Origin of the sequence: Sphingosinithalassobacter sp. LHW66-3, from assembly GCF_050703275.1 — a bacterium.
Lineage (GTDB): Bacteria > Pseudomonadota > Alphaproteobacteria > Sphingomonadales > Sphingomonadaceae > Sphingomonas.
Genome location: NZ_CP193482.1, coordinates 1,170,813 through 1,192,869, shown reverse-complemented (window position 1 = coordinate 1,192,869; position 22,057 = coordinate 1,170,813). Strand labels below are relative to the sequence as shown.

Annotated in this window: 22 protein-coding genes and 1 tRNA gene; 12 read left to right on the top strand and 11 right to left on the bottom strand. The window is 66.6% G+C overall.

Translation table 11 applies throughout. The features are described from left to right. Positions 1 to 90: 90 nt before the first annotated feature. Positions 91 to 603, top strand: coding sequence for a DUF2231 domain-containing protein (locus ACQ450_RS05550; RefSeq protein ID WP_188055692.1), 513 nt, complete (start codon positions 91 to 93; stop codon positions 601 to 603). Here the strand turns inward: ACQ450_RS05550 and ACQ450_RS05545 are convergent. Together ACQ450_RS05545 and ACQ450_RS05540 are read right to left on the bottom strand one after the other, a co-directional pair. Further along, complete coding sequence (locus tag ACQ450_RS05545; protein ID WP_431470823.1) at positions 573 to 1,073, bottom strand: DUF2269 family protein; 501 nt, start codon at positions 1,071 to 1,073, stop codon at positions 573 to 575. The two genes, ACQ450_RS05550 and ACQ450_RS05545, sit on opposite strands and share 31 nt — an antisense overlap. After that, positions 1,070 to 1,852, bottom strand: a complete 783-nt coding sequence (locus ACQ450_RS05540; protein ID WP_431470822.1) for a cytochrome c oxidase assembly protein — start codon at positions 1,850 to 1,852, stop codon at positions 1,070 to 1,072. Before ACQ450_RS05540 ends, ACQ450_RS05545 begins: the two co-directional genes overlap by 4 nt. A 156-nt stretch (positions 1,853 to 2,008) precedes the next feature. On the opposite strand from ACQ450_RS05540, the gene ACQ450_RS05535 reads away from it, so the two are divergent. Further along, positions 2,009 to 2,680 (top strand): spermidine synthase, encoded by a 672-nt coding sequence (locus ACQ450_RS05535; RefSeq protein ID WP_431470821.1) that lies wholly within the window; start codon positions 2,009 to 2,011, stop codon positions 2,678 to 2,680. 9 nt (positions 2,681 to 2,689) lie between these two features. Here the strand turns inward: ACQ450_RS05535 and ACQ450_RS05530 are convergent, their stop codons facing one another. Together ACQ450_RS05530 and ACQ450_RS05525 are read right to left on the bottom strand one after the other, a co-directional pair. Beyond that, entirely contained in the window at positions 2,690 to 3,094 is a 405-nt protein-coding gene (locus tag ACQ450_RS05530; protein ID WP_431470820.1) for a cupin domain-containing protein, read from the bottom strand. Beyond that, the gene (locus ACQ450_RS05525; RefSeq protein ID WP_431470819.1) at positions 3,091 to 4,461 is read right to left on the bottom strand and encodes a pectate lyase family protein; all 1,371 of its coding nucleotides are present in this window, start codon (positions 4,459 to 4,461) and stop codon (positions 3,091 to 3,093) included. Before ACQ450_RS05525 ends, ACQ450_RS05530 begins: the two co-directional genes overlap by 4 nt. A 142-nt stretch (positions 4,462 to 4,603) precedes the next feature. Here ACQ450_RS05525 and ACQ450_RS05520 point away from each other — a divergent pair, with 142 nt between their 5' ends. Both ACQ450_RS05520 and ACQ450_RS05515 read left to right on the top strand, forming a co-directional pair. Further along, positions 4,604 to 5,632 (top strand): LacI family DNA-binding transcriptional regulator, encoded by a 1,029-nt coding sequence (locus ACQ450_RS05520; RefSeq protein WP_188055684.1) that lies wholly within the window; start codon positions 4,604 to 4,606, stop codon positions 5,630 to 5,632. Positions 5,633 to 5,711: 79 nt separating this feature from the next. Next, positions 5,712 to 6,344, top strand: a complete 633-nt coding sequence (locus ACQ450_RS05515; protein WP_431470818.1) for a peptidylprolyl isomerase — start codon at positions 5,712 to 5,714, stop codon at positions 6,342 to 6,344. A gap of 303 nt (positions 6,345 to 6,647) precedes the next feature. Here the strand turns inward: ACQ450_RS05515 and ACQ450_RS05510 are convergent, their stop codons facing one another. Further along, complete coding sequence (locus ACQ450_RS05510) at positions 6,648 to 6,848, bottom strand: hypothetical protein (RefSeq protein ID WP_431470817.1); 201 nt, start codon at positions 6,846 to 6,848, stop codon at positions 6,648 to 6,650. Positions 6,849 to 6,868: 20 nt separating this feature from the next. Beyond that, entirely contained in the window at positions 6,869 to 7,090 is a 222-nt protein-coding gene (locus tag ACQ450_RS05505) for a hypothetical protein (protein ID WP_262504008.1), read from the bottom strand. Positions 7,091 to 7,204: 114 nt separating this feature from the next. Here ACQ450_RS05505 and ACQ450_RS05500 point away from each other — a divergent pair. The 3 genes from ACQ450_RS05500 to ACQ450_RS05490 all read left to right on the top strand — a co-directional run bounded on the left by ACQ450_RS05500 (position 7,205) and on the right by ACQ450_RS05490 (position 10,087). Further along, positions 7,205 to 7,289: transfer RNA gene (locus tag ACQ450_RS05500), tRNA-Leu, on the top strand. A gap of 60 nt (positions 7,290 to 7,349) precedes the next feature. Then, positions 7,350 to 9,020, top strand: a complete 1,671-nt coding sequence (tig, locus tag ACQ450_RS05495; protein ID WP_431470816.1) for a trigger factor — start codon at positions 7,350 to 7,352, stop codon at positions 9,018 to 9,020. 119 nt (positions 9,021 to 9,139) lie between these two features. Beyond that, a complete protein-coding gene (locus ACQ450_RS05490; RefSeq protein WP_188055679.1) occupies positions 9,140 to 10,087 on the top strand; it encodes a glycosyltransferase family 2 protein in 948 nt (315 codons plus the stop codon). Between the two features lie 75 nt (positions 10,088 to 10,162). Here the strand turns inward: ACQ450_RS05490 and ACQ450_RS05485 are convergent, their stop codons facing one another. Then, positions 10,163 to 10,867 (bottom strand): Crp/Fnr family transcriptional regulator, encoded by a 705-nt coding sequence (locus ACQ450_RS05485; protein ID WP_431470815.1) that lies wholly within the window; start codon positions 10,865 to 10,867, stop codon positions 10,163 to 10,165. A gap of 549 nt (positions 10,868 to 11,416) precedes the next feature. Between ACQ450_RS05485 and ACQ450_RS05480 the strand changes: the two genes are divergently transcribed. The 4 genes from ACQ450_RS05480 to ACQ450_RS05465 all read left to right on the top strand — a co-directional run bounded on the left by ACQ450_RS05480 (position 11,417) and on the right by ACQ450_RS05465 (position 14,781). Then, the gene (locus ACQ450_RS05480) at positions 11,417 to 12,076 is read left to right on the top strand and encodes an ATP-dependent Clp protease proteolytic subunit (protein WP_262504007.1); all 660 of its coding nucleotides are present in this window, start codon (positions 11,417 to 11,419) and stop codon (positions 12,074 to 12,076) included. Positions 12,077 to 12,231: 155 nt separating this feature from the next. Continuing rightward, positions 12,232 to 13,497, top strand: a complete 1,266-nt coding sequence (clpX, locus tag ACQ450_RS05475) for an ATP-dependent Clp protease ATP-binding subunit ClpX (RefSeq protein WP_188055675.1) — start codon at positions 12,232 to 12,234, stop codon at positions 13,495 to 13,497. A 17-nt stretch (positions 13,498 to 13,514) separates the two neighbouring features. Further along, on the top strand, positions 13,515 to 14,036 hold the full coding sequence (locus ACQ450_RS05470) for a CPBP family glutamic-type intramembrane protease (RefSeq protein WP_431470814.1): 522 nt from the start codon (positions 13,515 to 13,517) through the stop codon (positions 14,034 to 14,036). Positions 14,037 to 14,085: 49 nt separating this feature from the next. Continuing rightward, positions 14,086 to 14,781, top strand: coding sequence for a hypothetical protein (locus ACQ450_RS05465; protein ID WP_431470813.1), 696 nt, complete (start codon positions 14,086 to 14,088; stop codon positions 14,779 to 14,781). Here ACQ450_RS05465 and ACQ450_RS05460 read toward each other — a convergent pair. The 4 genes from ACQ450_RS05460 to ACQ450_RS05445 are packed head-to-tail and all read right to left on the bottom strand — an operon-like array spanning position 14,778 to position 19,624. Beyond that, positions 14,778 to 15,374: a hypothetical protein gene (locus ACQ450_RS05460; protein ID WP_431470812.1), complete on the bottom strand. Its 597-nt coding sequence runs from the start codon at positions 15,372 to 15,374 to the stop codon at positions 14,778 to 14,780. The two genes, ACQ450_RS05465 and ACQ450_RS05460, sit on opposite strands and share 4 nt — an antisense overlap. After that, the gene (locus tag ACQ450_RS05455; RefSeq protein ID WP_431470811.1) at positions 15,371 to 17,107 is read right to left on the bottom strand and encodes a M1 family metallopeptidase; all 1,737 of its coding nucleotides are present in this window, start codon (positions 17,105 to 17,107) and stop codon (positions 15,371 to 15,373) included. The genes ACQ450_RS05460 and ACQ450_RS05455 overlap by 4 nt, the downstream gene beginning before the upstream one ends. Beyond that, positions 17,107 to 18,849 (bottom strand): M1 family metallopeptidase, encoded by a 1,743-nt coding sequence (locus tag ACQ450_RS05450; protein ID WP_431470810.1) that lies wholly within the window; start codon positions 18,847 to 18,849, stop codon positions 17,107 to 17,109. The genes ACQ450_RS05455 and ACQ450_RS05450 overlap by 1 nt, the downstream gene beginning before the upstream one ends. A gap of 13 nt (positions 18,850 to 18,862) precedes the next feature. After that, complete coding sequence (locus ACQ450_RS05445; RefSeq protein ID WP_431470809.1) at positions 18,863 to 19,624, bottom strand: hypothetical protein; 762 nt, start codon at positions 19,622 to 19,624, stop codon at positions 18,863 to 18,865. Between ACQ450_RS05445 and lon the strand changes: the two genes are divergently transcribed. Next, positions 19,623 to 22,019 carry an endopeptidase La gene (lon, locus tag ACQ450_RS05440; RefSeq protein ID WP_431470808.1) on the top strand — a complete coding sequence of 799 codons (2,397 nt, stop codon included), beginning with the start codon at positions 19,623 to 19,625 and terminating at the stop codon, positions 22,017 to 22,019. The two genes, ACQ450_RS05445 and lon, sit on opposite strands and share 2 nt — an antisense overlap. Positions 22,020 to 22,057 lie beyond the last annotated feature (38 nt).

The following is a 22,057-nucleotide window of genomic DNA, read 5'->3' as shown; positions in this document are numbered from 1 at the left end:
GAGCGCGGAAAGCGGGCCGGAGCAGCCGGTTGAAAGAATCGCCGCGGCGGGCGTTATGCCTCCACGAACCAGTCGCCCAGGGGGAGCAGCATGCCGAGTGCCGAACAACGCGAAGACCAGCTGACCGATCCGATCAGCAGCAACCCGCGGTTCGACCGCGCCGAGTCTCGAGTCGCGCTTGCCGGCCACCCCGTGCATGCGATGCTGGTCTCCTTTCCGATCGGGCTCACCGGCTGCGCGCTGGGCGCCGACCTCTTCTACTGGTGGACCGGAGAGTTGTTCTGGGCGCGCGCGGCGCTCTGGGGCGCGGGCATGGCGTTTCTGATGGGGCTGCTCGCCGGGCTTTCCGGGACGATCGAGCTGCTGAGCGTGCCCGGCATCCGCGCCCGGGCGGCGAGCTGGACGCATTTCATCGTCGCGATGACATTGCTCGCGGTGCTCGGTGCCAACTGGGGCTATCGGCTCTACGGCTATGAGGAGGCGTTGCTGCCCTATGGCCTGATGCTCTCCACGCTCTCGGCCATTTTCGCCGGCTTTGCGGGATGGCATGGCGGCAAGCTGGTGTTCGACTATCACGTCGGTACGTCCGGCACCGGAAGCTGACGCTGCTGCGGCGTGCGCAGCAGATCGGGCAATACGTCCTCGCGAATGTCGGGCTTGGCGAGCACCAGCAGCACGATGCTGGTGAGCAGCATCGCTGCGAAGGCGAGCAGCAGCGGCGTGGGCGGCGGCTGGCTGCGGTTGTTCTCCTCGCCCATCCGCACCACCGTGTTGCCGATCCAGGCATGAAGCGCGACCAGCACGCCGACCAGAACCAGCTTGGCGAACATCCAGGGCACGAACACGCCGCGCAGGAAGATCAGCGCGGTCCCCGCCGCGACGGCGATCACCGCGGCCGGAGTCAGCAGGTGGGTGTAGCCATAATGGGTGAACCGGCGGACGCCGGCATATTCGTTCTGATCGTCGCAGCGGTCATGCTCGGCCAGCATCAGCGGCAGCGCGAGCAACCCGGCACCCCATAGCAGCACGCCCGCGATGTGCAGCCCCTTCACGATGGCGATCGCCAGCATCATCGCGCGGCGGCAGGGAATCCGCCCTTCCACGCGCGCCGGGCGATCCACGCCGCGGCGATCGTATAGGGCAGCATCGCCGGCACCCACATGATCAGCCCGGCGAGCTGCTGGTCCTGCAACGGCGAAAGGCCATAGGCGAGCGGCGCCGCGAAATGGTGCGGATAGAGCGGTGCGGGCGCGAAGGTGAGCAGCGCGCCGAGCAGACCCATCTGGCCGATCGCGGCGGCGACGGTAAACAGCGCCATCGGCAGGCTTGCCCCGGCAGAGAATACCGCGCGCCAGAACCAGAAAGCGGTGCCGAGCAGCGAAAGCTGCATCAGCCAGTACAGCCCCACGCTTTGCAGTGCCGCGGTGTAAAGCTGCGGCGCGTGCCACAGCCAAAGCGTCGCGGTCGCCAGCGCAAAGGGCAGGGCGGCTCCCTGCGCGCGCGCGGCGGGGAGCGCCGCGGCAGCCAAAGGCGCGGCAACCGCCACGAGCAGCACGTGATGGACGGCGCGGGCGGAGAACAGCGCGCTGCTGAGCGCGCAGAGCGGCGAGACGAAGGCGACGACGAGCACCGCGAGCGCCGCGCCCAGCGGCAGCCGCTGGTGCGGAGTGGCCCTGGAGGCGACGAGCAGCGCCAGTGCACCAAGCACCGCGATCAGCCAGGGGTCGTCATTCCAGCGCGCCAGCAGGGCAGCGGGAACGGGAGCAGGTCCGCAATAGGCGACAGCCAGCGAGATAGTCCCCCTCCACCATGGTTGCGCGCGCGGGCGGAGCGCTGGGCCTTCGCCCGCCACCCTGTAGAACCGCGAGGATATCAGAGGGTTCCTCGGTATCGCGAACGAAACGAGCGGAACGGGCCGCGCGGGTCGGCCGTCTCTCCATCGTGCCGCTTGTGCCCGCCCGCCCGGCTGGGCAACAGGCAGGCCCATTCGCCCGGGAGCGCTGCACGAATGAAACCGATGGAGAAACTCGCGACTGCGCAGGTGCCGGGCGGCGAACCGCTGCGGCTTTGCCGTCGCGGCGAGGATTTCATGATCCTGCTCGATCGCAACGAGCTGATGAACAGCCGCATGTCCGGCTCCGAGGAGGCGCTGGCGACGATGACCTGCGCGCGGCTGCGCGGACGGGCGGCGCCGCACCTGCTGATCGGCGGCTATGGAATGGGCTTCACGCTGCGCGCGGCGCTGGCGGCACTGGGGAACGACTCGCGGCTGACGGTCGCCGAGCTGGTGCCGGAGATTCTCGAATGGGCCCGCGGTCCGATGGCGGCGCTGACCGACGGGTGCCTCGACGATCCGCGCGTCACCGTGATCGAGCGCGACGTGGCGCATGTGATCGGCGCAGGGCGACGCAGCTATGACGCGATCCTGCTCGACGTCGACAATGGCCCCGACGGGCTGGTCCGTGCGGCAAACGACCGGCTCTATTCGCACGCCGGGCTGGCGGCGGCAAAGGCGGCGCTGCGACCCGGCGGGGTGCTGGCGATCTGGTCGGCGGCGCCCGATCCCTCCTTCGTGCGGCGGCTGAAGGCGGCTGGCTTCGCCGTCGATGAAGTGGCGGTGCGCGCGCGATCGAACGGCAAGGGGCCGCGCCACGTGATCTGGTTCGCCACGCCGTGTTGAGAGTTCCCGTTATTCCCGCGCGACGGGGTAGGTGATGATCAGCACCAGCGGCTCTGCGCCGAGCTGGCGAATGCCCACCGTCGCGCCTTCGTAGAGATAGGCCGCCATGCCGCCGGTCACGCGTTCGGTGACCCCGTCCGAAGTGACGTCGCCTGCGCCTGAGACGACGTAATAGACTTCGTCGTGCGCGATCGGGTGAAGGCCGATCGCCGCGCCGGGATGCAGCACGCGCTTGCGGAACTCCATCGTGCGCGGCTGGGGCGCATGATCGCTGATGCGATAGGCAGTGCTCATGCCGATCGCCCCGTGCGGGGGCGGCTCGTGGCGGATCGTCTCGTCCTCGTGAACGACAACCATCGCCGGCGCGTCCTGCGCGGCCAGCGCCACGGCGAACAGCAGCGCGGCCGCGATCATCGCCGATCCTCCCGCATTTCCCGGTCGCGGTTGGTGAGATGCTCCTGCGGCATCGGCGCGGTCTGACCCGGATAGCGGCCTGAGCGCGGTTCCATCGTGTCGAGGTTCCACTCGGCCTCGACGAAGGGCGCGCGCGTCGGTTCGGCGACCGAGGGATAGGTGCTGACTTCGCTTTCGTCGTCGATCACGTTGCCCCGACCCTCCGCGATGAAGAAGAGGATGCGGGTTTCCTCGGCGCTGCGGTCCCAGGGGCGCGCCCCGCCGTGCGACAGGACATGCCGCTCGACCAGATCGGCCGGCAGCACCTCGATGCCGTCCAACGGCATCAGCGGGCGCTCGGCCTCTATCAGCCGCGCACGACCGGTGGTGTAGCGGCCGAACATCGGCAGGGCGTCTCCGTGGCGATCGACGGCGATGTTGTCGCGGCCGAAATAGGCGAGGTCGCCTTCACCCCCCAGCATCAGGAACGGCAGTCCCTCGTTGGTGTCGTTGCCGCCGCGCAGGGCATTGCCGATTGCGGTCAACTCGCCGGTGACGAAGTCGTGACCGGCCCATTCGAGGTCCATCAGATTGTAATGCACCGCGCGATGCCGCGGATTGTAGATCAGATTGTTGACCATCAGCGCCTGCGACCCGCCCTTGAGCAGCGGCGATCGCTCGACATTATGTGCCCAGATGTTGCGATAGAAGACGATGCCGGTGACATTGTCGTGGATCAGCGAGCCTTTGCTGTGCTCGCCCTTCGGGTGGCTCGAATCGGCAAGTCCCTCCGCCGCCAGATTGTAGGAGAAGGTCACGTTGCGGCTGGTGCCCGCGCGCCATTCCTCCACTGTGTCGCCGGTGAAGCGCGGCCCGGATGCCGACATATTCTCGTCGACTGCCCAGAGGAAGCTATTGTGATCGATCAGCACGTCGTGCGCGGCGACGGTGGAGAGCGCGTCGGCTTCCCACCCGCTGCGCCGCGGCTGGCCGTCGGCGCCGGTGAAGACGCGCAGGTGGCGCAGGATCACGTCATGGGTGCGGATATCGATCCCGCCCCGGATCAGGGTGATGCCCGGCGAAGGCGCTGTCTGGCCGGCGACGGTGACATAGGGCTCGCGGATTTCGAGCGTCGATCGGCCGAGATCGATGACGCCTCCGACTTCGAACACGATGATGCGAGGTCCCTGTTCCTCCAGGGCGGAACGCAGCGAACCTGGCCCGCTTGCCTCGAGATTGGTGACGCGGACGATCCGACCGCCGCGTCCCCCGGGCGTGCTCGCCGCGGGGCCGACCGCACCGGGAAAGGCGCTGGTCTGCGCGTGAACGGGGGCTGTCGCCACCGCGAGCGCGAACGCCAGTGCGGCGGCCGCCGGGAAAAATCGCATGGGCCTCTCCTGTACCGTCTGGCTTTATGCTACCGGTTACCATGACAGCATATCGCCGTTTTCGGCCGGCGCAATCGCTTAGGCAGCGGGTTGCGCACGGACGGGCTTTCCGTTTGGCCCAGGATGGCCTTATAGCCGCTGGATGATGCGCGAGGGTAAGCCGACGATCAACGACGTGGCGCGGATCGCGGGCGTTTCGAAGAAGACCGTCAGCCGCGTGATCAATCGCTCGCCGCTGCTCAATTCGGAGACGCGCGCGAAGGTCGAGGCCGTGATCGCCGATCTCGGCTATGTCCCGAATTCCCAGGCGCGGGCGCTGGCGCTGCGGCGCAATTTCCTTGTCGGCCTGCTGCACGACAATCCCAACGCCCAGATGGTGATGAACGTGCAGGCGGGCATTCTGGAGGCGCTTCGGGGCACCGAATTCGAACTGATCGTGCGGCCGATCGACCGCGGATCGTCGACCATGCTCGCCGATGTCCGCAACTTCCTCGAGCGCCAGCGGCTCTATGGCGTGTTGATCCTGCCCCCGGTTTCCGAAAACGAGATGCTGGCCGAGCTCTGCCGCGAAATCGGCTGCCGCTATGTGCGCATGGGCTCGACGGCGCTCGACACGCCCGAGCACACTGTCGCCTCGAACGATTGCGATGTGGTGGCGGAGGCGGTGGGCTATCTGATCTCGCTCGGCCATCGGCGCATCGGGCTGATCGCCGGGCCGCATGGCTTCCGCTCGGCGCGCGAGCGGCGGCGCGGATTCGAGGTCGCGCTCGAGCAGGCGGGAATCAAGTTGCCGCGCAGCCTGATCGCCGACGGCAATTACACCTTCGAAACGGGGCTCGCCGCCGCCGACCGGCTGCTCGATCTGTCGCCGCGGCCCACGGCGATCTTCGCCTCCAACGATGAAATGGCGGCGGGAGTGCTGCACGCGGCGCGCAAGCGCGGGATCACGATTCCCGACGACCTCTCGATCATCGGCTTCGACGATACTGCGATCGCCGCGCATATCTGGCCGCCGATGACGACGGTGCACTGGCCGATCATCTCGATGGCGCGTTCGGCGGCGCTGAAGCTGCTGACCGACTTTTTCGGCGACGATGCCGTGGAAGAGCCGTCGCTCTTCCCGTCGACGCTGATCCACCGGGCATCGGTCGCGCCGCCCCGCACCGAATGAAGCGCGCGGGCCGTTTCCGCTTCGGTTGCCTCGCGCCGCTGCGTCTGCTTCCCTCGGCCGGAAAGCTGGAGGAGTGACGATGCCGCGATTCTGGAAACTCTGCGCCCCGATGCTGGCGCTGCTTGCCGCGCCGGCGCTGGCACAGGAGGCCGCCGAGGCGCCGCCGCCGCTTTCGGCCGATGCGCCTCGCGTCGCGCTGGATACGTCGGCCGGGCGGATCGTGGTGGCGGTCGAGACCGACAAGGCGCCGGTCACCGCGAACAATTTCCTGCGCTATGTCGATCGCGGCAAGCTCGACGGGACGCGCTTCTATCGCGTCGTGAAGGTGCAGGATCGATTCGGCTTCGTGCAGTTCGGCGTGAACGGCGAGGGCAGCCGCATCCTGCCGCCGATCGCGCACGAGCCGACCAGCGAGACTGGGCTGTCGCATTTCGACGGCACGCTTTCGATCGCGCGACTCGATCCCGGCACTGCGCGCGGCGAGTTCCTCATCATGCTTGGCGATCAGCGCCCCACTTTCGACGCGAATCCCGAACGCGAATATGAGCCGCTGGGCAACGCCGCCTTCGGCCGGGTGGTCGAGGGGATGGACGTGGTGCTCGCGATCTTCGATGCGCCGGTCTCGCCGGACAAGACGGTGCGCGGCGCATTCAAGGGGCAGGTGCCCGAGGCGGCGGTCACGATCCGGCGCGCACATCGCCTCCAGCCCTGACCGGCACCGCGTCGGAGCGGCATCGCCGGCCGGGCGAGGAACACGTACGCGCTGAGCCAAGTTCTTGTGTTTCTTGAACTTAGCTGCCGGAGCCCCATATCGGCGTCTGGTTCAACAAGCGAAAGGAGGTGGTCGAATGTCTCATTGTCACATGCCGCTGGCGGCACATCGGGTGAGCGCGACCTCCGCGACGGAGTTGCGCGGCGCCTGACGAGGCCGCCTTCGGATGACAATGGAAAGGCCGCTCCCGCGAGGGGGCGGCCTTTCGTCGTTTCGGGCACCGCGCCCTTGGGGCGGCGCAGGCTATTGCTGCGTCTTGTCCTGGTTCTTCACCACGCCGGCGGTACCGCTCACCCCGTCGTCGACGCCGGTGGGCTCGAGCGGCGATCCGTCGTCGCCGCCGTTTGCGGCATCGGCCGCGTCGGAGCGGCTCTCGACCGCCTGCTCGATGTCGCTGCGGCTGTCGTCGTCGGTGCGTTCGGGGCCCTTGATCGGGTTGGACATGGTGGGTTCTCCTTTTCGGTTCAGGCGATCGGCTGGCCGGGCGCGATGCCCGGACCCGGATCGCCGCCTGGATTGGGGGCGGGCACGTCGATATCGGGCGTCGGCGGCGTGACTTCGGGGCCGGGTGCGTCGGGTCGGCCGGGCTGGGCAGGCTGCGCCGGCGTCTCGGGCGGGGCGTGCGTCGGCTCCGCCGGCTCGGGCTCGGCGGGCGTCTCCGGGGGGATCGGGGGCTCGACTGGCATGCGTTCGGGTCTCCTTGCTTCCCCGATCCAACGCGCCCAAGGCATCGCAGTTGCGTCGCGGCTTGCTCCGTGACACCTGGCTGCTATAGACCCCGCCGACCGGCGGTGTCCCCTGCGGGCGTGGCGGAACTGGTAGACGCGCTGGATTTAGGTTCCAGTATCGCAAGATGTGGGGGTTCGAGTCCCTTCGCCCGCACCAGGCCGCCGCGCAATGCAAGTGCGGACTCCATCCCTTGAGATTCCTGAAGAAAGCCTGAGAATGCAGACTGTCGAGACGTTGAACGAGGGCCTCAAGCGCGCCTACACGCTGACGATCACCGCAAAGGACATCGACGGAAAGGTCGATGCCGAGGTGAAGAAAGTGGCGCCGCAGGTGCGCATGCCCGGCTTCCGTCCCGGCAAGGTGCCGGCGAATCTGATCCGCAAGATGCATGGCGAGGCGCTGGCGCAGGATGCGCTCAACAGCTCGATTCAGGAAGGCGTGCAGAAGCTGATCGCCGACAATCAGCTGCGCCCGGCGATGGCGCCGTCGATCCGCCTTGGCGATGGCTATGAGCCCGGCAAGGACGCCGAAGTGACCGTCGAGCTCGAAGTGCTCCCGGAAGTGCCGACTCCGTCGATCGAGGGCATCACGCTCGAGCGGCTGATCGTCTCCGCCGACGAATCGGCGATCGACACGCAGATCGAGCAGATCGCCAGCCAGCAGAAGCAGTGGGAAGACGCGCCCAAGACCCGCAAGGCGAAGGAAGGCGACCTGGTCGTCATGGATTTCGTCGGCAAGGTCGATGGCGAGTCGTTCGAAGGCGGCACCGGCGAGGACATGTCGATCGAAATCGGCAGCGGCCGCCTGATCCCCGGTTTCGAGGACCAGATCGTCGGCGTGAAGGCCGGCGACGAGAAGACGATCGAAGTCACCTTCCCCGAGGATTACGGCGTCGACACGCTTGCCGGAAAGCCCGCGACCTTCGATCTCACGATCAAGGCAGTGAAGGTCTCGGGCGAGACCAAGATCGACGACGCGTTCGCCAAGAACCTGGGGCTCGAGAGCCTCGAGCAGCTCCGCGGGCTCATCAAGGGCCAGATCGAGCAGGAGCATGGCGGCCTCACCCGCACCTATATGAAGCGCAAGCTGCTCGATCAGCTCGCCGCCGGGCACGACTTCCCGGTGCCGCCGTCGATGGTCGAGGCCGAGTTCGAGCAGATCTGGAACCAGCTCCAGCACGAAGCCGGGCATGAGGAAGACCCCGAAGCCGCCAAGGCCGAGCTCGAATCCGAACGGGACGATTACCGTGCCATCGCCGAGCGGCGCGTGCGCCTCGGCCTGCTGCTGTCGGAGATCGGCAACGCGAACGGCGTCGAGGTCAGCCAGCAGGAAATGAACCGGCTGATCGCCCAGGCCGCGCAGCAGTATCGCCCCGAGGACCGCGAGAAGTTCATCAACTATGTCCGTCAGGAGCCGATGGCTGCCGCCCAGCTGCGCGCGCCGCTGTTCGAGGACAAGGTCGTCGACCTCCTGTTCGAGAAGGCCGAAGTGACCGAGCGCGAAGTGACGCGCGAGGAGCTCGAGGCGGCGATCGAATCCGAGGAAGGCGCGGTGCCGCACGTCCACGGACCGGACTGCGATCACGATCACGACCACAAGCCCGCCAAGAAGAAGCCCGCCGCCAAGAAGGCGCAGGCTTCCGAGGCGGACGGCGACGCCGAGCTGGTCGAGGCCGAGCCCAAGAAGAAGGCCGCGACGAAGAAGACTCCCGCCAAGGACGCCGAGGCTCCCGAGACTCCGGCCGATGCCGATGTTGCCAAGGCCGAGGCGCCGAAGAAGAAGGCCGCCACCAAGAAGGCGCTGGCCGCGAGCGAGGACGAAAAGCCCGCCAGGAAGCCCGCGGCAAAGAAGGCCCCCGCCAAGAAGAAGGGCGAGGGCGAGGGCTGACTCGGCAATTCCGTTTGCCCTGAGCCGGCCGCGACCCGCTCTTCCTCTGGCGCTCCGCCGCAAGGAAGGGCAGGCTCGCGGTCGGCTCAGCCCAAACGGGCTCGGGGCGAGGGGGAGCAATGACCGGTCCAGGCCCGCGCATCGCAGTGCTGCTGCCCTGCTACAATGAGGAAGCGGCGATCGGCCAGACGATCGCCGGCTTCCGCGCCGCTCTTCCGCAGGCGGCAATCTATGTCTTCGACAACAACAGCCGCGACCGCACCGTCGAGGTCGCCCGCGCCGCCGGCGCGATCGTCCGCACCGAACGGATGCAGGGCAAGGGCAATGTCGTCCGCCGCATGTTCGCCGATGTCGATGCGGACATCTACGTCATGGCCGATGGCGATGCGACCTATGACGCCGCCTCGGCACCCGCGATGGTCGCCAGGCTGCTCGGCGAGGGGCTCGACATGGTCGTCGGCGCCCGCGTCCACGAAGCGGCGGAGGCCTATCGCCGCGGTCATGTGCTCGGCAACCGGATGATGACCGGCATCCTCGCGCGGCTGTTCGGACGCAGTTTCACCGATATCTTCTCCGGCTATCGCGTCTTCTCGCGCCGTTTCGCCAAGAGCTTTCCGGTGCTCTCCGCCGGGTTCGAAATCGAAACCGAGATGAGCGTCCATGCGCTCGAGCTGAAGATGCCGGTCGGCGAGATCGAAACGCCCTATTTCGCGCGGCTCGAAGGATCGGAATCGAAGCTCAGCACCTGGCGCGACGGGCTGCGCATCCTGCGCACGATCGTCACTCTCTACCGGATCGAGCGGCCGATGCTGTTCTTCGGGTTGCTCGCGGCGGCGCTGGCGCTGCTGGCGATCGGGCTCGCGGCTCCGCTCGTGCTCACCTATGTCGAGACCGGGCTCGTCCCGCGCTTTCCGACAGCGATCCTCGCCACCGGACTGATGCTGCTGGCGTTTCTCAATTTGTTCACCGGCCTCATCCTCGACACGGTCGTCCGCGGCCGGCGCGAGATGCGGCGGCTGGCCTATCTGGCGGTGCCGGGGGTGCTGGCTGTGGTGGAAGGGCGCTAGGCGGGCGCGCTTCCGCTGCCGCGCATTCGGTTACTGTGCGGACCGTCCTGGCGGAAGGGCGCCGTTCCGCTCCGGCTAGCTGGCCTGATCCAGATGCAGATAGAGCTCGCTGAACCCGGATTCGGCGCGCAGTCGCTCCCAGTCGGGGATTCTGACGAACTTCCGGTCGCGCACGATCAATCCTTCCTCCTCCAGCGCCCTGAGGCTGCGATTGACGTGAACCGAGGTGAGGCCGGCCGCATCGGCGAGCTGTTCCTGGGTCATCGGAAGGGTGTAGCCCTCCTCATCGCCCAGGCCAGCCAGCTTCAGGCGCTTGGCGAATTCGCAAAGCAGATGTGCAAGCCTTTTCTTGGCGGGTCGCCGGCCCACGTTCATCACCCATTCGCGATAGATCGAGGCGTCGATCAGCGTATCGATCCACAGGGCGCGTCCCACGCGCGGATGCGCTTCGATCAATGCGACGATTTCTCGGATCGGGATCGCGGCGACCTCGCAGCGGGTCAGCGTCTGCACATTGTGATCGGCGACCTTGAGAAGCGACCCCTCAAGGTCGATGAAGTCACCGGGCACGTGAAAGCTCACGATCTGGCGCGCGCCGTCCTGGGTCAGCTTTTGCCGGAATGCGAAACCCTCGAGGATCAGCGTGCTTTCGGTGGTGCGGGCGCCTTCCCGGACAATATAGTCGCCGGCCTCGAAAAGCCTCCTCCTGAAACTCAGCGAACCAAGAGCCTTCCTGTCGAGTTCGTCGAGAGCCGCACGCCCTTCGATCTTGCGAACCATTCGTTCCAGCACCGGATGACTAAGCAAGTATTTACTCCCGTCTTGAAGTTGCGCGGGAGCACATAATATCCCTCAGTCGTCGACGCGCTTCGTTGTGCCGGCGATAAACAAACCTAACATAGAATCCCGAAGAAGAATGATTTATTTTTTGTGCGATCGATTTTGCCGTGATCTGCTATCGTAGCAGAAATCGGCTGCAATCGATTTGAAGGCCGGTTGGCGGTTCGATTTTCTCAAGTGCGAAAGGCGTACTTGTGAAATCTCAAGGCGGCCGCTCTCGAAAAAAGCCGCTGTCCTACAGGGGCGTTGTGCGCCATATTCCCGCTTATGGTCTCGGTCCCTCTATACGCGCGCGCCTCCCCGCTCCCTGGCGGGGCTCCGCGCGCACGGGGGCGTGCGTGCGCGTTGAGGTGCGACTTTAGTGCGACCTTCGTCGGTTTTCCGTGCTTTCGCCCGGCAACCCTCTTCGGCGGCGGCACCCCCTTGCGCCCCCCGTTCGCAGCGCCGATGTAAGGGACGGGCAAAAAGCAACAAACGAGACATTCCCAAATGCACCCCCTGAATGGCCAGATGACCGTCGATCCCGTGACCGGCGCTCTCGTTCCGATCGTCATCGAACAGTCGAGCCGCGGCGAGCGCAGCTTCGACATCTATTCGCGCCTGCTGCGCGAGCGCATCGTGTTCGTGACCGGTCCGGTCGAGGATCACATGGCCTCGCTCATCACCGCCCAGCTGCTCTTCCTCGAGTCCGAGAACCCGAAGAAGGACATCTGGATGTACATCAACTCGCCGGGCGGCGTGGTGACTGCCGGCATGGCGATCCACGATACCATGCAGTACATCCGCCCGCGCGTCGGCACCGTCTGCATCGGCCAGGCGGCGTCGATGGGGTCGTTCCTGCTCGCTTCGGGCGAGCCCGGCCTGCGAGTCGCGCTGACCAACGCGCGGATCATGGTTCACCAGCCGTCGGGCGGCGCACAGGGCATGGCGTCGGATATCGAGATCCAGGCCAAGGAAATCCTGCGCATCCGCCAGCGGATGAACGAGCTGTACGCGAAATACACCGGCCAGCCGCTGGAGAAGATCGAGAAGGCGATGGATCGCGATACCTTCCTTCAGGCGGACGAGGCGAAGGCCTTCGGCATCGTCGATGAAGTGTATGAAAAGCGCCCCACTCCGGCGGAAGATGCTCCGTCAGCGGCAACTTAACGCTTTTTCTCTAGTTTTTATCGGAGGGTGGGCGCGGCCGGCAGCGCCCCCCGAAAGCGGGATGAACCGCACCCGATTTTGGATTGCCGGATGGTACCCCGCGTGTAGGATGGCGGGTGATTTAGCGCGTCCCTGTGGCGCCAAGGATGGAATGAATGCCTAATCTCCACGGCGGTGATTCGAAGAGCACGCTCTATTGCTCGTTCTGCGGCAAGAGCCAGCACGAGGTCCGCAAGCTGATCGCGGGACCGACCGTGTTCATCTGCGACGAGTGCGTCGAGCTCTGCAACGACATCATCCGTGAGGAGACCAAGTCCGCGCTGGTCTCGAAGAAGGACGGCGGCGTGCCGACGCCGCAGGAAATCTGCGACGTGCTCGACGATTATGTGATCGGGCAGAAGCAGGCCAAGCGCGTGCTTTCGGTCGCGGTGCACAATCACTACAAGCGGCTCAACCACGGCGCCAAGGGCGCCGATGTCGAGCTGGCGAAGAGCAACATCCTGCTCGTCGGCCCCACCGGCTGCGGCAAGACGCTGCTCGCGCAGACGCTGGCGCGCATCCTCGACGTGCCGTTCACCATGGCGGACGCCACGACGCTTACCGAAGCGGGCTATGTCGGCGAGGATGTCGAGAATATCATCCTGAAGCTGCTCCAGGCGTCGGACTATAACGTCGAGCGGGCGCAGCGCGGCATCGTCTATATCGACGAGATCGACAAGATCAGCCGCAAGGCCGAGAATCCGTCGATCACCCGCGACGTGTCGGGCGAGGGCGTGCAGCAGGCGCTGCTCAAGCTGATGGAAGGCACCACCGCGAGCGTTCCGCCGCAGGGCGGCCGCAAGCATCCGCAGCAGGAGTTCCTGCAGGTCGATACGACCAACATCCTGTTCATCTGCGGCGGCGCCTTCTCGGGGCTCGAGAAGATCATCGGCGATCGCCTGCAGGGCAAGTCGATCGGCTTCGGCGCCTATGTCGCCGCTCCTGAGGAGCGTCGCACCGGCGAAACGCTGCGCCAGGTCGAGCCCGAGGATCTGCTCAAATTCGGCCTGATCCCCGAATTCGTCGGCCGTCTGCCCGTGATCGCGACGCTCGAGGACCTCGACAACGAGGCGCTGGTGAAGATCCTCACCGAACCGAAGAACGCACTGGTGAAGCAATATCAGAAGCTGTTCGACATGGAATCGGTGAAGCTCGGCTTCAACGACGACGCGCTGGTCGCGGTCGCCAAGAAGGCGATCGAGCGCAAGACCGGCGCGCGCGGGCTGCGCTCGATCCTCGAGGGCATATTGCTCGACACCATGTTCGACCTGCCGTCGATGGACGCGGTCGACGAAGTGATGATCGACAAGGACGTGGTCGAGGGCCGCAAGGAGCCGGTCCGCGTCTATACCAAGAAGGAAAAGGCGGGCGGCGCGGCCTGACGCGCGGCTGACCTCCGATGGACCAGGAAACGGCCGGCGAGTCGCGGTATCTGCCGCTGCTCCCGGCCTTTCTCTTCTCGGCCCGCATGCCGGCGGCGGTCTATGTGCTGCTCGCCGCGCTGCTGGCGATCGTCGGGCATATGGTGCTCGGCGCCGGAGTGGCGTTGCTCCTGCCGATCCAGGCGGGGCCCGAGATCGCGATGCCGGTCGGCACTGCCGAACGGCTCGCGCTGTTCTTCACGCTGGTCGTCTTCGCCCCGGTGGTCGAAACGCTGCTGATGAGCGTGCCGCTGCTCGTGCTTACCCGCTTCACCGCGCCGGGCGTTGCCGCTGTGGCCAGTGCGATCGGCTGGGGCGTGGTTCACAGTCTCCAGGCGCCGGGGTGGGGGCTGGTGATCTGGTGGGGGTTCCTCATCTTCTCGATCGCCTTTCTGCACTGGCGGAGCCGCTCGGGCTATTGGGCCGGAATTGCAGTCGCGGCGGCGATTCATGCGCTCAACAACGCCATGCCTTCGCTGGCGCTGCTGGTGGCGAGCTGACCGCGCGGCGTCCACTCTCCCGCCACAAAGCCGCGGCACGATGCGCGCCGTGACTGCGCCCGCCCGCCTCTCCGAACCGCCGCTGACGCCGCCGTCGCGGTGGCCCGACTATCGCGGCGACTTCGGCGGCGCGTTCCTGTGGCTGCTGCTGGGGGCGCTGGTCTATGCCGCGGCACTTCCCTTCGCGGTGCGGGCGGACCCGCAGCTGGCGATCACGCCGGTACTGGGTCCCAGCGTGCAGCTGACGCCGCTGTTCGGGTTGCCGTTCGTGCTGGCGCGGCTGAAGCGCAACGGCCGTCTGCGCCGGCTGGTCTATTTCCTGCTGCTGGTGCCGCTGGCGCATGCCGCCGCCAGCTATGTCGCCTGGGCCTGGGCGGTCGAGCATTTCCGACCCTTTCCCGATGGACGCGAGTTCGTGCGAAACCTGTTCGCAGGCGCGATCGGCGGCGTCACCGGCGCGACGCTCAGCTTCGCGGTGCTGCCGTTCCTGGCGCTGGTGCCGCGGCGGCGGGCCAGCGTCTGGAAGGCGGCGTTCGCGACGCTGCTGCTCGGCACGGTCGGCGCCTATGGCATGGCCTGGGGATTACGCTGGACAAACGCGCTACGGACGATGGCTCCGAACGATCTGGTGCTGTGGCTCGAATGCGTGCACCTGCCGTGGCAGGTGGGATTCGCCGCGAGCCTCGCCTGGCTGATGCCGATCCCGCCGAAGCTGTTCCGGATCGAAGTGGCGCAGCCGCGCTAGTCGGCGCGGAGGCCCGACCAGTCGATCGCGCCGAGCACGGCTTGCCCGGCAGACGATTCGTCGTTGGCGGCAGGCCAGGTCGCGCGATATTTGATCGCCCAGCGCGAGCCCTGCGGGCAATAGACATACACGTCGGAGACAACGGGCGTCGGCGCGCCTCCCACCGTCGCCTTCATCGTGAAGCGGGCGTGATCGGCCGCGTCCGCGGGCGCTCCGCCCGGCGCAGGCGCCTTGTACCGCCAGACTTCCCGTGCGTCCTGCTGGCCGTTCCGAAGCGCCGCGACGGCGCCTTCGAACTCGGCGGCGCAACCGCCCTGCGGCACATAGAGATAGACGCTCACCAAGCCGGCCAATCCGTTTGCATCGCGGCGCACATAGCTGACGCTCCAATCGTCCGCCCCATATGCCCGCACGGTTCCGCGACGATATTCGCCGGCCGCTTCGGGAAATTGAACGTCCACGCCAGGCGGGGACCAGGGGCCGGGCGGCGCCGAAATCTCGCGCACCTGCTGCGCTGCCGCCGGAACGGCGAGGGTCGAGGCGAAGCCGGCCGCAAGCGCGAGCCGGAGTAGGAAGCGCTTCGGCATCATCATTGCCCTCCTGCCTGCCGCTGCTGCCGCAGCCGCTCGAGCGCCGGAGAGTGGCGCAAGAGCTTCGCGTGCGGATCGATCACCACATGAGCGCCTTCGGGCACGGCGATGCTGCCGCTGCCGCCGGTCATCGCCAGCCGCTCGATCCGGTCATCGATCTGCACCTCGACCGGAAGCGGGAAGGGCAGGTTTGCCGGAGCGCGCCATTTGAGCAGCAGCCGGTCGCCGCGCCGTTCGGAAATCAGCTCGGGCAGTTCGGCCTGACGCAGATAGACGTCGAAGAACCAGCCATAGTCGGTGCCCGTCACCTGATTGACGATCGCGACATAATCCTCGGTCGAGCCGAAGCGCGGCGCGAAATTGCCGGGCTGCGGATCAGGGCGGCCGTAGACCAGCCGGCGCGTGGCTTCCCAGAACGCATCGTCGCCGATGGTGTGGCGCAGCGTGTGGAGCACCCAGGCGGCCTTGCTGTAGATGTCGCCACCCGGGCCTCCGGTCTCCTCGCGATAGACCTCTTCCTCGGTCCGAACTTCGCCCGAAACGATCGGGGCGCGGTTCGCGATGCCGCGGCGCAACTCGTCCATCATCACCGCATAGCGCGCGTCGCCCTCGCGCCAGCGGCCGTAGAGCGGCTGCATATAGGCGGCATAGCCTTCGTGGATCCAGTAATCGTCCCAGTTGGCGGCGGTCACCTGATTGCCGAACCACTCGTGCGCCAGCTCGTGCTGGAACAGATCGTCGAAGCCATGCGGCGTGGCGCGATAGCCGTTGCCATAGGCGTTGATCGTCTGATGCTCCATGCCGAGGTACGGCGTCTCGACCACGCCCAGCTTCTCGTCGCTCCAGGGGTAGGGGCCGACCACGGTTTCGAAGAAGTCGATGGTCGGCGCGAACTCGGCGTCGAACAGCCGCCGGGCCTGCGCCGCATGCTCGGGCAGGTGCCAGAAGCGGATCGGGAAGCTGTTGCCGAAGCGGCTGTGATACTCCGCTCCAATCTCGGCATAGGGGGCGACGTTAAGCGCCAGCGAATAGGGGTTGGGGCTGCGCGATCGCCAGTGCCAGGTCGTGCGGCCGTCGGCCAGAGTCTCGACGCCCTGGAGCGCGCCGTTGGCGGGCGCCTTCAGCCCTTCCGGAACGGTGATGTGGAGGTCGACCGCTTCGGCCTCGCCGCGGGGGAAATCGAGACAGGGCCAGTAGAGGTCGCAGCCGAAGCCCTCCGACGTGGTGCCGACCCAGGGCGCACCCGACGGCGTTCGCGCCCAGACGATGCCGTCGTCCCAAGGTGCCCGCACCGCGACGTGCGGCGTGCCCGCATAGGCGATGCGCGCGGTGACTTCCCGCCCGGAGGCGAGCGGCCGGCGCAGCGGGATCGAAAGCTGCCCCTCGGCATTGCTCCAGCTTCCGGCGGCGAGCGGACGGCCATCGATCGACACCGCCGATACCGGCAGGTTGGTGTCGAGATCGATGAGCAGCCGCGAAACCGGCCGCTCGCTCGTGAGCCTGAGCGTGGCCACGCCGGCGATCCGGTGTGCGTCTGGGAAAAGCTCGAGCGCCAGATCGGCGTGCTTCAGCCGCAGCCCTGCCTGTTCAGCCGGACGGACGCCGCCCGAGCGTTGCGTCTGCGCCGAGATCGGCGGCTCCCCGGGGCGTGGCGCCGGCACTTCCGCCTCCTGCGCCGCAGCGGGAACCGCCAGCACCGCCGCCGCGAGCCATGCGGTGCCGATCCTGCCGCGCATCAGTGCCCGCCTCCCCGCATCCGGCGGAGGAGATACTGCTGATAGGCGTCGACGCTGTCCGACTGCATCAGGATCTTCGACATCGGGTCGATCACGACATGCGCGTCTTCGGGCACGGCGATGCTGCCGCGATTGCCCTCCATCACGACTGTTTCGACCCGATCGCCGATGCGGACTTCGACCGGCAGCGGGAAGGGGCGGTCGTTCGGCGTCTTCCAACGCAGGTTCAAGCGGCCGTTTTCGCGGCTCTGCTCGAGCTCGGGCAGAGCGGCCTCATAGAGGTACACGTCGAAGAACCATTGCAGGTCGCGGCCCGCTTCCTGGTTCACGAAGCCGATGAATTCGGGCGTCGTGCGATAGAGCGGCTCGAAATTGCCGGGCCGCGGATCGGTGCGGCCGTATACCGCCAGGCGCACGGCATCGAAAAAGGCCTCGTCGCCGATCAGGTTGCGCAGCGTGTGGAGCACCCAGGCGCCTTTGCTGTAGATGTCGCCGCTCGGCCCGCTGTCGCCGCGATAGACATGGCCTGCGTCCTGCGGCTCGCCCGACACGATCGGATGCTGGTTCCGGATGCCGTTGCGCAGCGCCAGCATCATCGAGAGATAGCGGCCGTCACCCTCCCGCCACTGGCCGTAGAGCGGCTGCATGTAGCTGCCGAAGCCTTCGTGCAGCCAGAAATCGTCCCAGTTCGCTGCGGTCAGCTGGTTTGCGAACCACTCATGCGCGAATTCATGCTGAAACAGCTCGTCGAAGCCGTCGGGCGTCTTCTTGTACTCGTTGCCATAGGCGTTGATCGTCTGATGCTCCATGCCGAGATGTGGCGTTTCGACGACGCCCAGCTTCTGGTCGGCGAAGGGATAGGGGCCGATCACGCTTTCGAAGAAGTCGAGCGTAGGTGCGAACTCGGCGACCAGTTCGCGGGCGCGCTCGTCGCGGCCGGGCAGGTGCCAGAAATGCATCGGAATGCTGTTGCCGAAGCGGCTGGCATAGGTGCCCGAAATCTCTTCATAGGGCGCGACGTTCAGCGTGATGCCATAGATCGTCGGATTGGTGGCGTGCCAGCTCCAGGTCGAGCGCCCGTCCGCGAGCCGCTCGACGCCGCGGAAAACGCCGTTCGCCGGAGCGCTCAGCCCTTCCGGCACAGTGATGTGCAGGTCGACGAAATCGGGCTCGTAGGTCGGATAGTCGATGCATGGCCACAGGAGGTCGCAGCCCTGCATCTGGAATGCGGTCGCCACCCAGGGCTTGCCCTCGGGCGTCTGCGACCAGACGAAGCCGCCTTCCCAGGGCGCGCGCACCGCGACGTGCGGCGTTCCGGCATAGGCGATCGTCGCTTCGAACGCGCGGCCGGCGGGAATGGTGGCGGGCAGACGGATCGACAGCCGACCTTCGGGGTTCTCCCATGCGCTCTCGGGAAGCGGCGTGCCGTCGATCGAGATCGCCGACACCGGCAGGTTGGGATCGAGGTCGACGACGAGCGTCTCGAGCGGATCGGTTGCGGTGAAGCGCAGCTTCGCCACACCGGCGATCGATTCGCGCTCCGGAAAGACTTCGAACGACAGCTCGGCCGAATCGAACCGCAGCTTTTCCTGTGCCGGGTCGAGCGGCGCGCCGGAACGCGCGGTCTGTTCGGTCAGCGGCGGCTGGCCCGGATCGGCGGCGTAGGCGGCCGGCGCGGTGCTGGCGAGCAGCAGCAGCGCGGCGGATGCGGTGCGGCGGAAGAGATCGGTACGAATGGTCATTCTCCAGAAGATGTCATGCGAGCGTGATGCTCAGCGTTTCCAGGGTGAGCTGGTGGTCCATCTGCCCCCGCTCGTTTGATGCGGTTATCCGGCGCGGCCAGCGGAGCCCATGGTCGGCGATCTCGCCTTCGAGCCCGTAGCGCAGCAGGCGCGGCCCGCCGCCGTAGCCCACGCCCGCGGCATAATAGCCTGCGATCACTGTGCCGGACGGCGCGACTTCGAAGTCGATCGGCGGAAATCCAGGCTTTTCGGAATGGAGGCGGTCGCCGACGATGCTCGTCTCGCTTCGGCCGAGCAAAAGATAGCCATAGAAGCCATATTCTGCACGAATGGCCGCGACCTTCTGTTCGCTCAGCGTCCGTGGCTCGCGCCGCCCGTCTCCCGCCGTGCCGCCTGCGGGGCCGATGATGGTGTGGAGGACCTCCGCCTCACCCTCGTATCTCTCTTCGATCTCGATCCGTCCGAACGGCTCGATCGACGTTCGGACGGCGATGGTATTGAGGCCTCTCTCGGTCATATAGCCATAGGTGCCGGTCCAGGCGATCGCCCGCACCCGTTCGATCAGCGCCCGCCCGCCGCGGGCAGCGATCGCCCGCTCGAGCAAGGTGCCTTCCTGCCGGGATCGGGGCACCGCATGCGCGGCCATCGGCAGCGTGAGACCGGCGCCGAGCAGCGCCCGCCGCGACACGAAATCTGCCGCGCGATTGATGCCTTCGACGGAACTCCCATATAGTGAGGGTAGGCCGCCCCCCTCGGGCGGTGTCGGAGTATCCATGAAGCAATCCTATCCCGTCCTGCCCCTGCGCGATATCGTCGTCTTTCCGCACATGATCGTGCCGCTGTTTGTCGGCCGCGACAAGTCGGTCGCCGCGCTCGAAGCGGCAATGGCCGATGACAAGGAGATATTCCTGGTCGCGCAGCTCGATCCGGCCGAGGACGATCCGGGCCGCGAGGATCTGTACGACACCGGGGTTTCGGCCGAGGTGCTCCAGTTGCTGAAGCTGCCCGACGGCACGGTTCGAGTGCTGGTGGCGGGCAAGGAGCGCGGATCGCTCGACGGCGTCGAGGAGCGCGAGGGATATCTCGTCGCGGAGGTGAGTCCGGTCGAGGAGGTCGTGGTCGAGGGCGCCGAAGTGCAGGCGCTGATGCGCTCGGTGATCGACCAGTTCGAAAATTACGCCAAGCTCAACCGCAAGCTGCCGGCCGAGACCGCCGTGCAGCTCGCCGAGCTGGAGGATGCGTCGCGGCTCGCCGATGCCGTCGCGGCGAACATCGCCGTGAAGGTATCCGACAAGCAGGCGCTGCTGGTCGAGCAGGATCCGCAGAAGCGGCTGGAGATGGTGTTCGCCTTCATGGAAGGCGAGCTGGGCGTGCTCCAGGTGGAGAAGAAGATCCGCAGCCGCGTGAAGCGGCAGATGGAAAAGACCCAGCGCGAATATTACCTCAACGAGCAGCTCAAGGCGATCCAGCGCGAGCTGGGCAATGAGGGCGAGGAAGGCGACGGCGACGAGATCGCCGAGCTGACCAACAAGATCGCCACGCTCAAGCTTTCCAAGGAAGCCCGCACCAAGGCGCAGGCGGAGCTCAAGAAGCTCAAGACGATGGCGCCGATGAGCGCCGAAGCGACGGTGGTGCGCAATTACCTGGACGTGCTGCTGGGGCTGCCCTGGGGCAAGAAGTCGAAGCTCAAGAGGGATCTGGTCGAGGCCGAGGAAGTGCTCGACGCGGATCACTATGGGCTCGAGAAGGTCAAGGACCGGATCATCGAATATCTCGCGGTCCAGGCGCGTACCAACAAGCTGAAGGGGCCGATTCTGTGCCTCGTCGGCCCTCCCGGCGTGGGCAAGACGAGCCTCGGCAAGTCGATCGCGAAGGCGACCGGCCGCGAATTCGTGCGCCAGTCGCTGGGCGGCGTGCGCGACGAGGCCGAGATCCGCGGCCACCGCCGCACCTATATCGGCTCGCTGCCGGGCAAGATCGTCACCAATCTGCGCAAGGCCGGCACGGGCAATCCGCTGTTCCTCCTCGACGAGATCGACAAGCTCGGTCAGGATTTCCGCGGCGACCCCGCCTCGGCGCTGCTCGAGGTGCTCGATCCCGAGCAGAACAACAAGTTCAACGACCATTATCTCGAGATCGACATCGATCTCTCGGACGTGATGTTCGTGACCACCGCGAACACGCTCAACCTGCCGCAGCCGCTGCTCGACCGCATGGAGATCATCCGGCTCGAGGGCTATACCGAGGACGAGAAGGTCGAGATCGCCGAGCGCCACCTGCTGGCCAAGCAGGTCGAGGCGCACGGGCTGAAGGAAGGCGAGTTCGAGCTGACGCAGGAAGGGCTGCGCGACCTGATCCGCTACTACACCCGTGAGGCGGGCGTCCGCACGCTCGAGCGCGAGATCGCGAAGCTCGCGCGCAAGGCGCTGCGCCGCATCCTCGAAGGAAAGGCGGAAAGCGTCGTCGTCACGCCCGAGAATCTGCACGAGTTCGCGGGCGTGCGGAAATATCGGTTCGGGCTTTCCGAGGAAGAGCATCAGATCGGCGCCGTTACCGGCCTGGCCTGGACCGAAGTGGGCGGCGAGCTGCTGACGATCGAAAGCGTCACCGTACCCGGCAAGGGCAACATCAAGACGACCGGCAAGCTGGGCGACGTGATGAAGGAATCGGTCGACGCGGCGTTCAGCTTCGTGAAGGCGCGCGCCCCCACCTATGGCATCAAGCCCAGCCTGTTCCACCGCAAGGACGTCCACGTCCATCTTCCCGAAGGTGCGGTGCCCAAGGACGGCCCTTCGGCGGGTATCGGGCTGGTAACGTCGATCGTTTCGACGCTCACCGGCGTGCCGGTGCGCCGCGAGATCGCGATGACCGGTGAAGTAACGCTGCGCGGCCGCGTGCTGCCGATCGGCGGGCTGAAGGAAAAGCTGCTGGCGGCGCTGCGCGGCGGCATCGAGACCGTGCTGATCCCGGCCGAGAACGAGAAGGATCTCGTTGAAATCCCGGCGAACATCCGGGAGGGGCTCAAAATTGTGCCGGTCAGCCATGTCGACGAAGTGCTGCGCCTGGCACTCACCGAGACGCTCGCTCCGATCGACTGGAGCGACGCCGATGAGCTCGCGGCGCATCCGCCGACGGTCGTTCAGGGCATCGGTGAGCCGCTTCCGCATTGAGGGAGCGGCAAGAGGCCTTAAATTTCCGACGGAAAACC

Excerpts from the sequence above, each read along its gene's own strand:
- ACQ450_RS05550 (WP_188055692.1), top strand. The coding sequence starts at position 91 with ATGCCGAGTGCCGAACAACGCGAAGACCAGCTGACCGATCCGATCAGC.
- ACQ450_RS05545 (WP_431470823.1), bottom strand. The coding sequence starts at position 1,073 with ATGATGCTGGCGATCGCCATCGTGAAGGGGCTGCACATCGCGGGCGTG.
- ACQ450_RS05535 (WP_431470821.1), top strand. The coding sequence starts at position 2,009 with ATGAAACCGATGGAGAAACTCGCGACTGCGCAGGTGCCGGGCGGCGAA.
- ACQ450_RS05530 (WP_431470820.1), bottom strand. The coding sequence starts at position 3,094 with ATGATCGCGGCCGCGCTGCTGTTCGCCGTGGCGCTGGCCGCGCAGGAC.
- ACQ450_RS05525 (WP_431470819.1), bottom strand. The coding sequence starts at position 4,461 with ATGCGATTTTTCCCGGCGGCCGCCGCACTGGCGTTCGCGCTCGCGGTG.
- ACQ450_RS05520 (WP_188055684.1), top strand. The coding sequence starts at position 4,604 with ATGATGCGCGAGGGTAAGCCGACGATCAACGACGTGGCGCGGATCGCG.
- ACQ450_RS05515 (WP_431470818.1), top strand. The coding sequence starts at position 5,712 with ATGCCGCGATTCTGGAAACTCTGCGCCCCGATGCTGGCGCTGCTTGCC.
- ACQ450_RS05510 (WP_431470817.1), bottom strand. The coding sequence starts at position 6,848 with ATGTCCAACCCGATCAAGGGCCCCGAACGCACCGACGACGACAGCCGC.
- ACQ450_RS05505 (WP_262504008.1), bottom strand. The coding sequence starts at position 7,090 with ATGCCAGTCGAGCCCCCGATCCCCCCGGAGACGCCCGCCGAGCCCGAG.
- tig (WP_431470816.1), top strand. The coding sequence starts at position 7,350 with ATGCAGACTGTCGAGACGTTGAACGAGGGCCTCAAGCGCGCCTACACG.
- ACQ450_RS05490 (WP_188055679.1), top strand. The coding sequence starts at position 9,140 with ATGACCGGTCCAGGCCCGCGCATCGCAGTGCTGCTGCCCTGCTACAAT.
- ACQ450_RS05485 (WP_431470815.1), bottom strand. The coding sequence starts at position 10,867 with ATGGTTCGCAAGATCGAAGGGCGTGCGGCTCTCGACGAACTCGACAGG.
- ACQ450_RS05480 (WP_262504007.1), top strand. The coding sequence starts at position 11,417 with ATGCACCCCCTGAATGGCCAGATGACCGTCGATCCCGTGACCGGCGCT.
- clpX (WP_188055675.1), top strand. The coding sequence starts at position 12,232 with ATGCCTAATCTCCACGGCGGTGATTCGAAGAGCACGCTCTATTGCTCG.
- ACQ450_RS05470 (WP_431470814.1), top strand. The coding sequence starts at position 13,515 with ATGGACCAGGAAACGGCCGGCGAGTCGCGGTATCTGCCGCTGCTCCCG.
- ACQ450_RS05460 (WP_431470812.1), bottom strand. The coding sequence starts at position 15,374 with ATGATGATGCCGAAGCGCTTCCTACTCCGGCTCGCGCTTGCGGCCGGC.
- ACQ450_RS05455 (WP_431470811.1), bottom strand. The coding sequence starts at position 17,107 with ATGCGCGGCAGGATCGGCACCGCATGGCTCGCGGCGGCGGTGCTGGCG.
- ACQ450_RS05450 (WP_431470810.1), bottom strand. The coding sequence starts at position 18,849 with ATGACCATTCGTACCGATCTCTTCCGCCGCACCGCATCCGCCGCGCTG.
- lon (WP_431470808.1), top strand. The coding sequence starts at position 19,623 with ATGAAGCAATCCTATCCCGTCCTGCCCCTGCGCGATATCGTCGTCTTT.
- ACQ450_RS05445 (WP_431470809.1), bottom strand. The coding sequence starts at position 19,624 with ATGGATACTCCGACACCGCCCGAGGGGGGCGGCCTACCCTCACTATAT.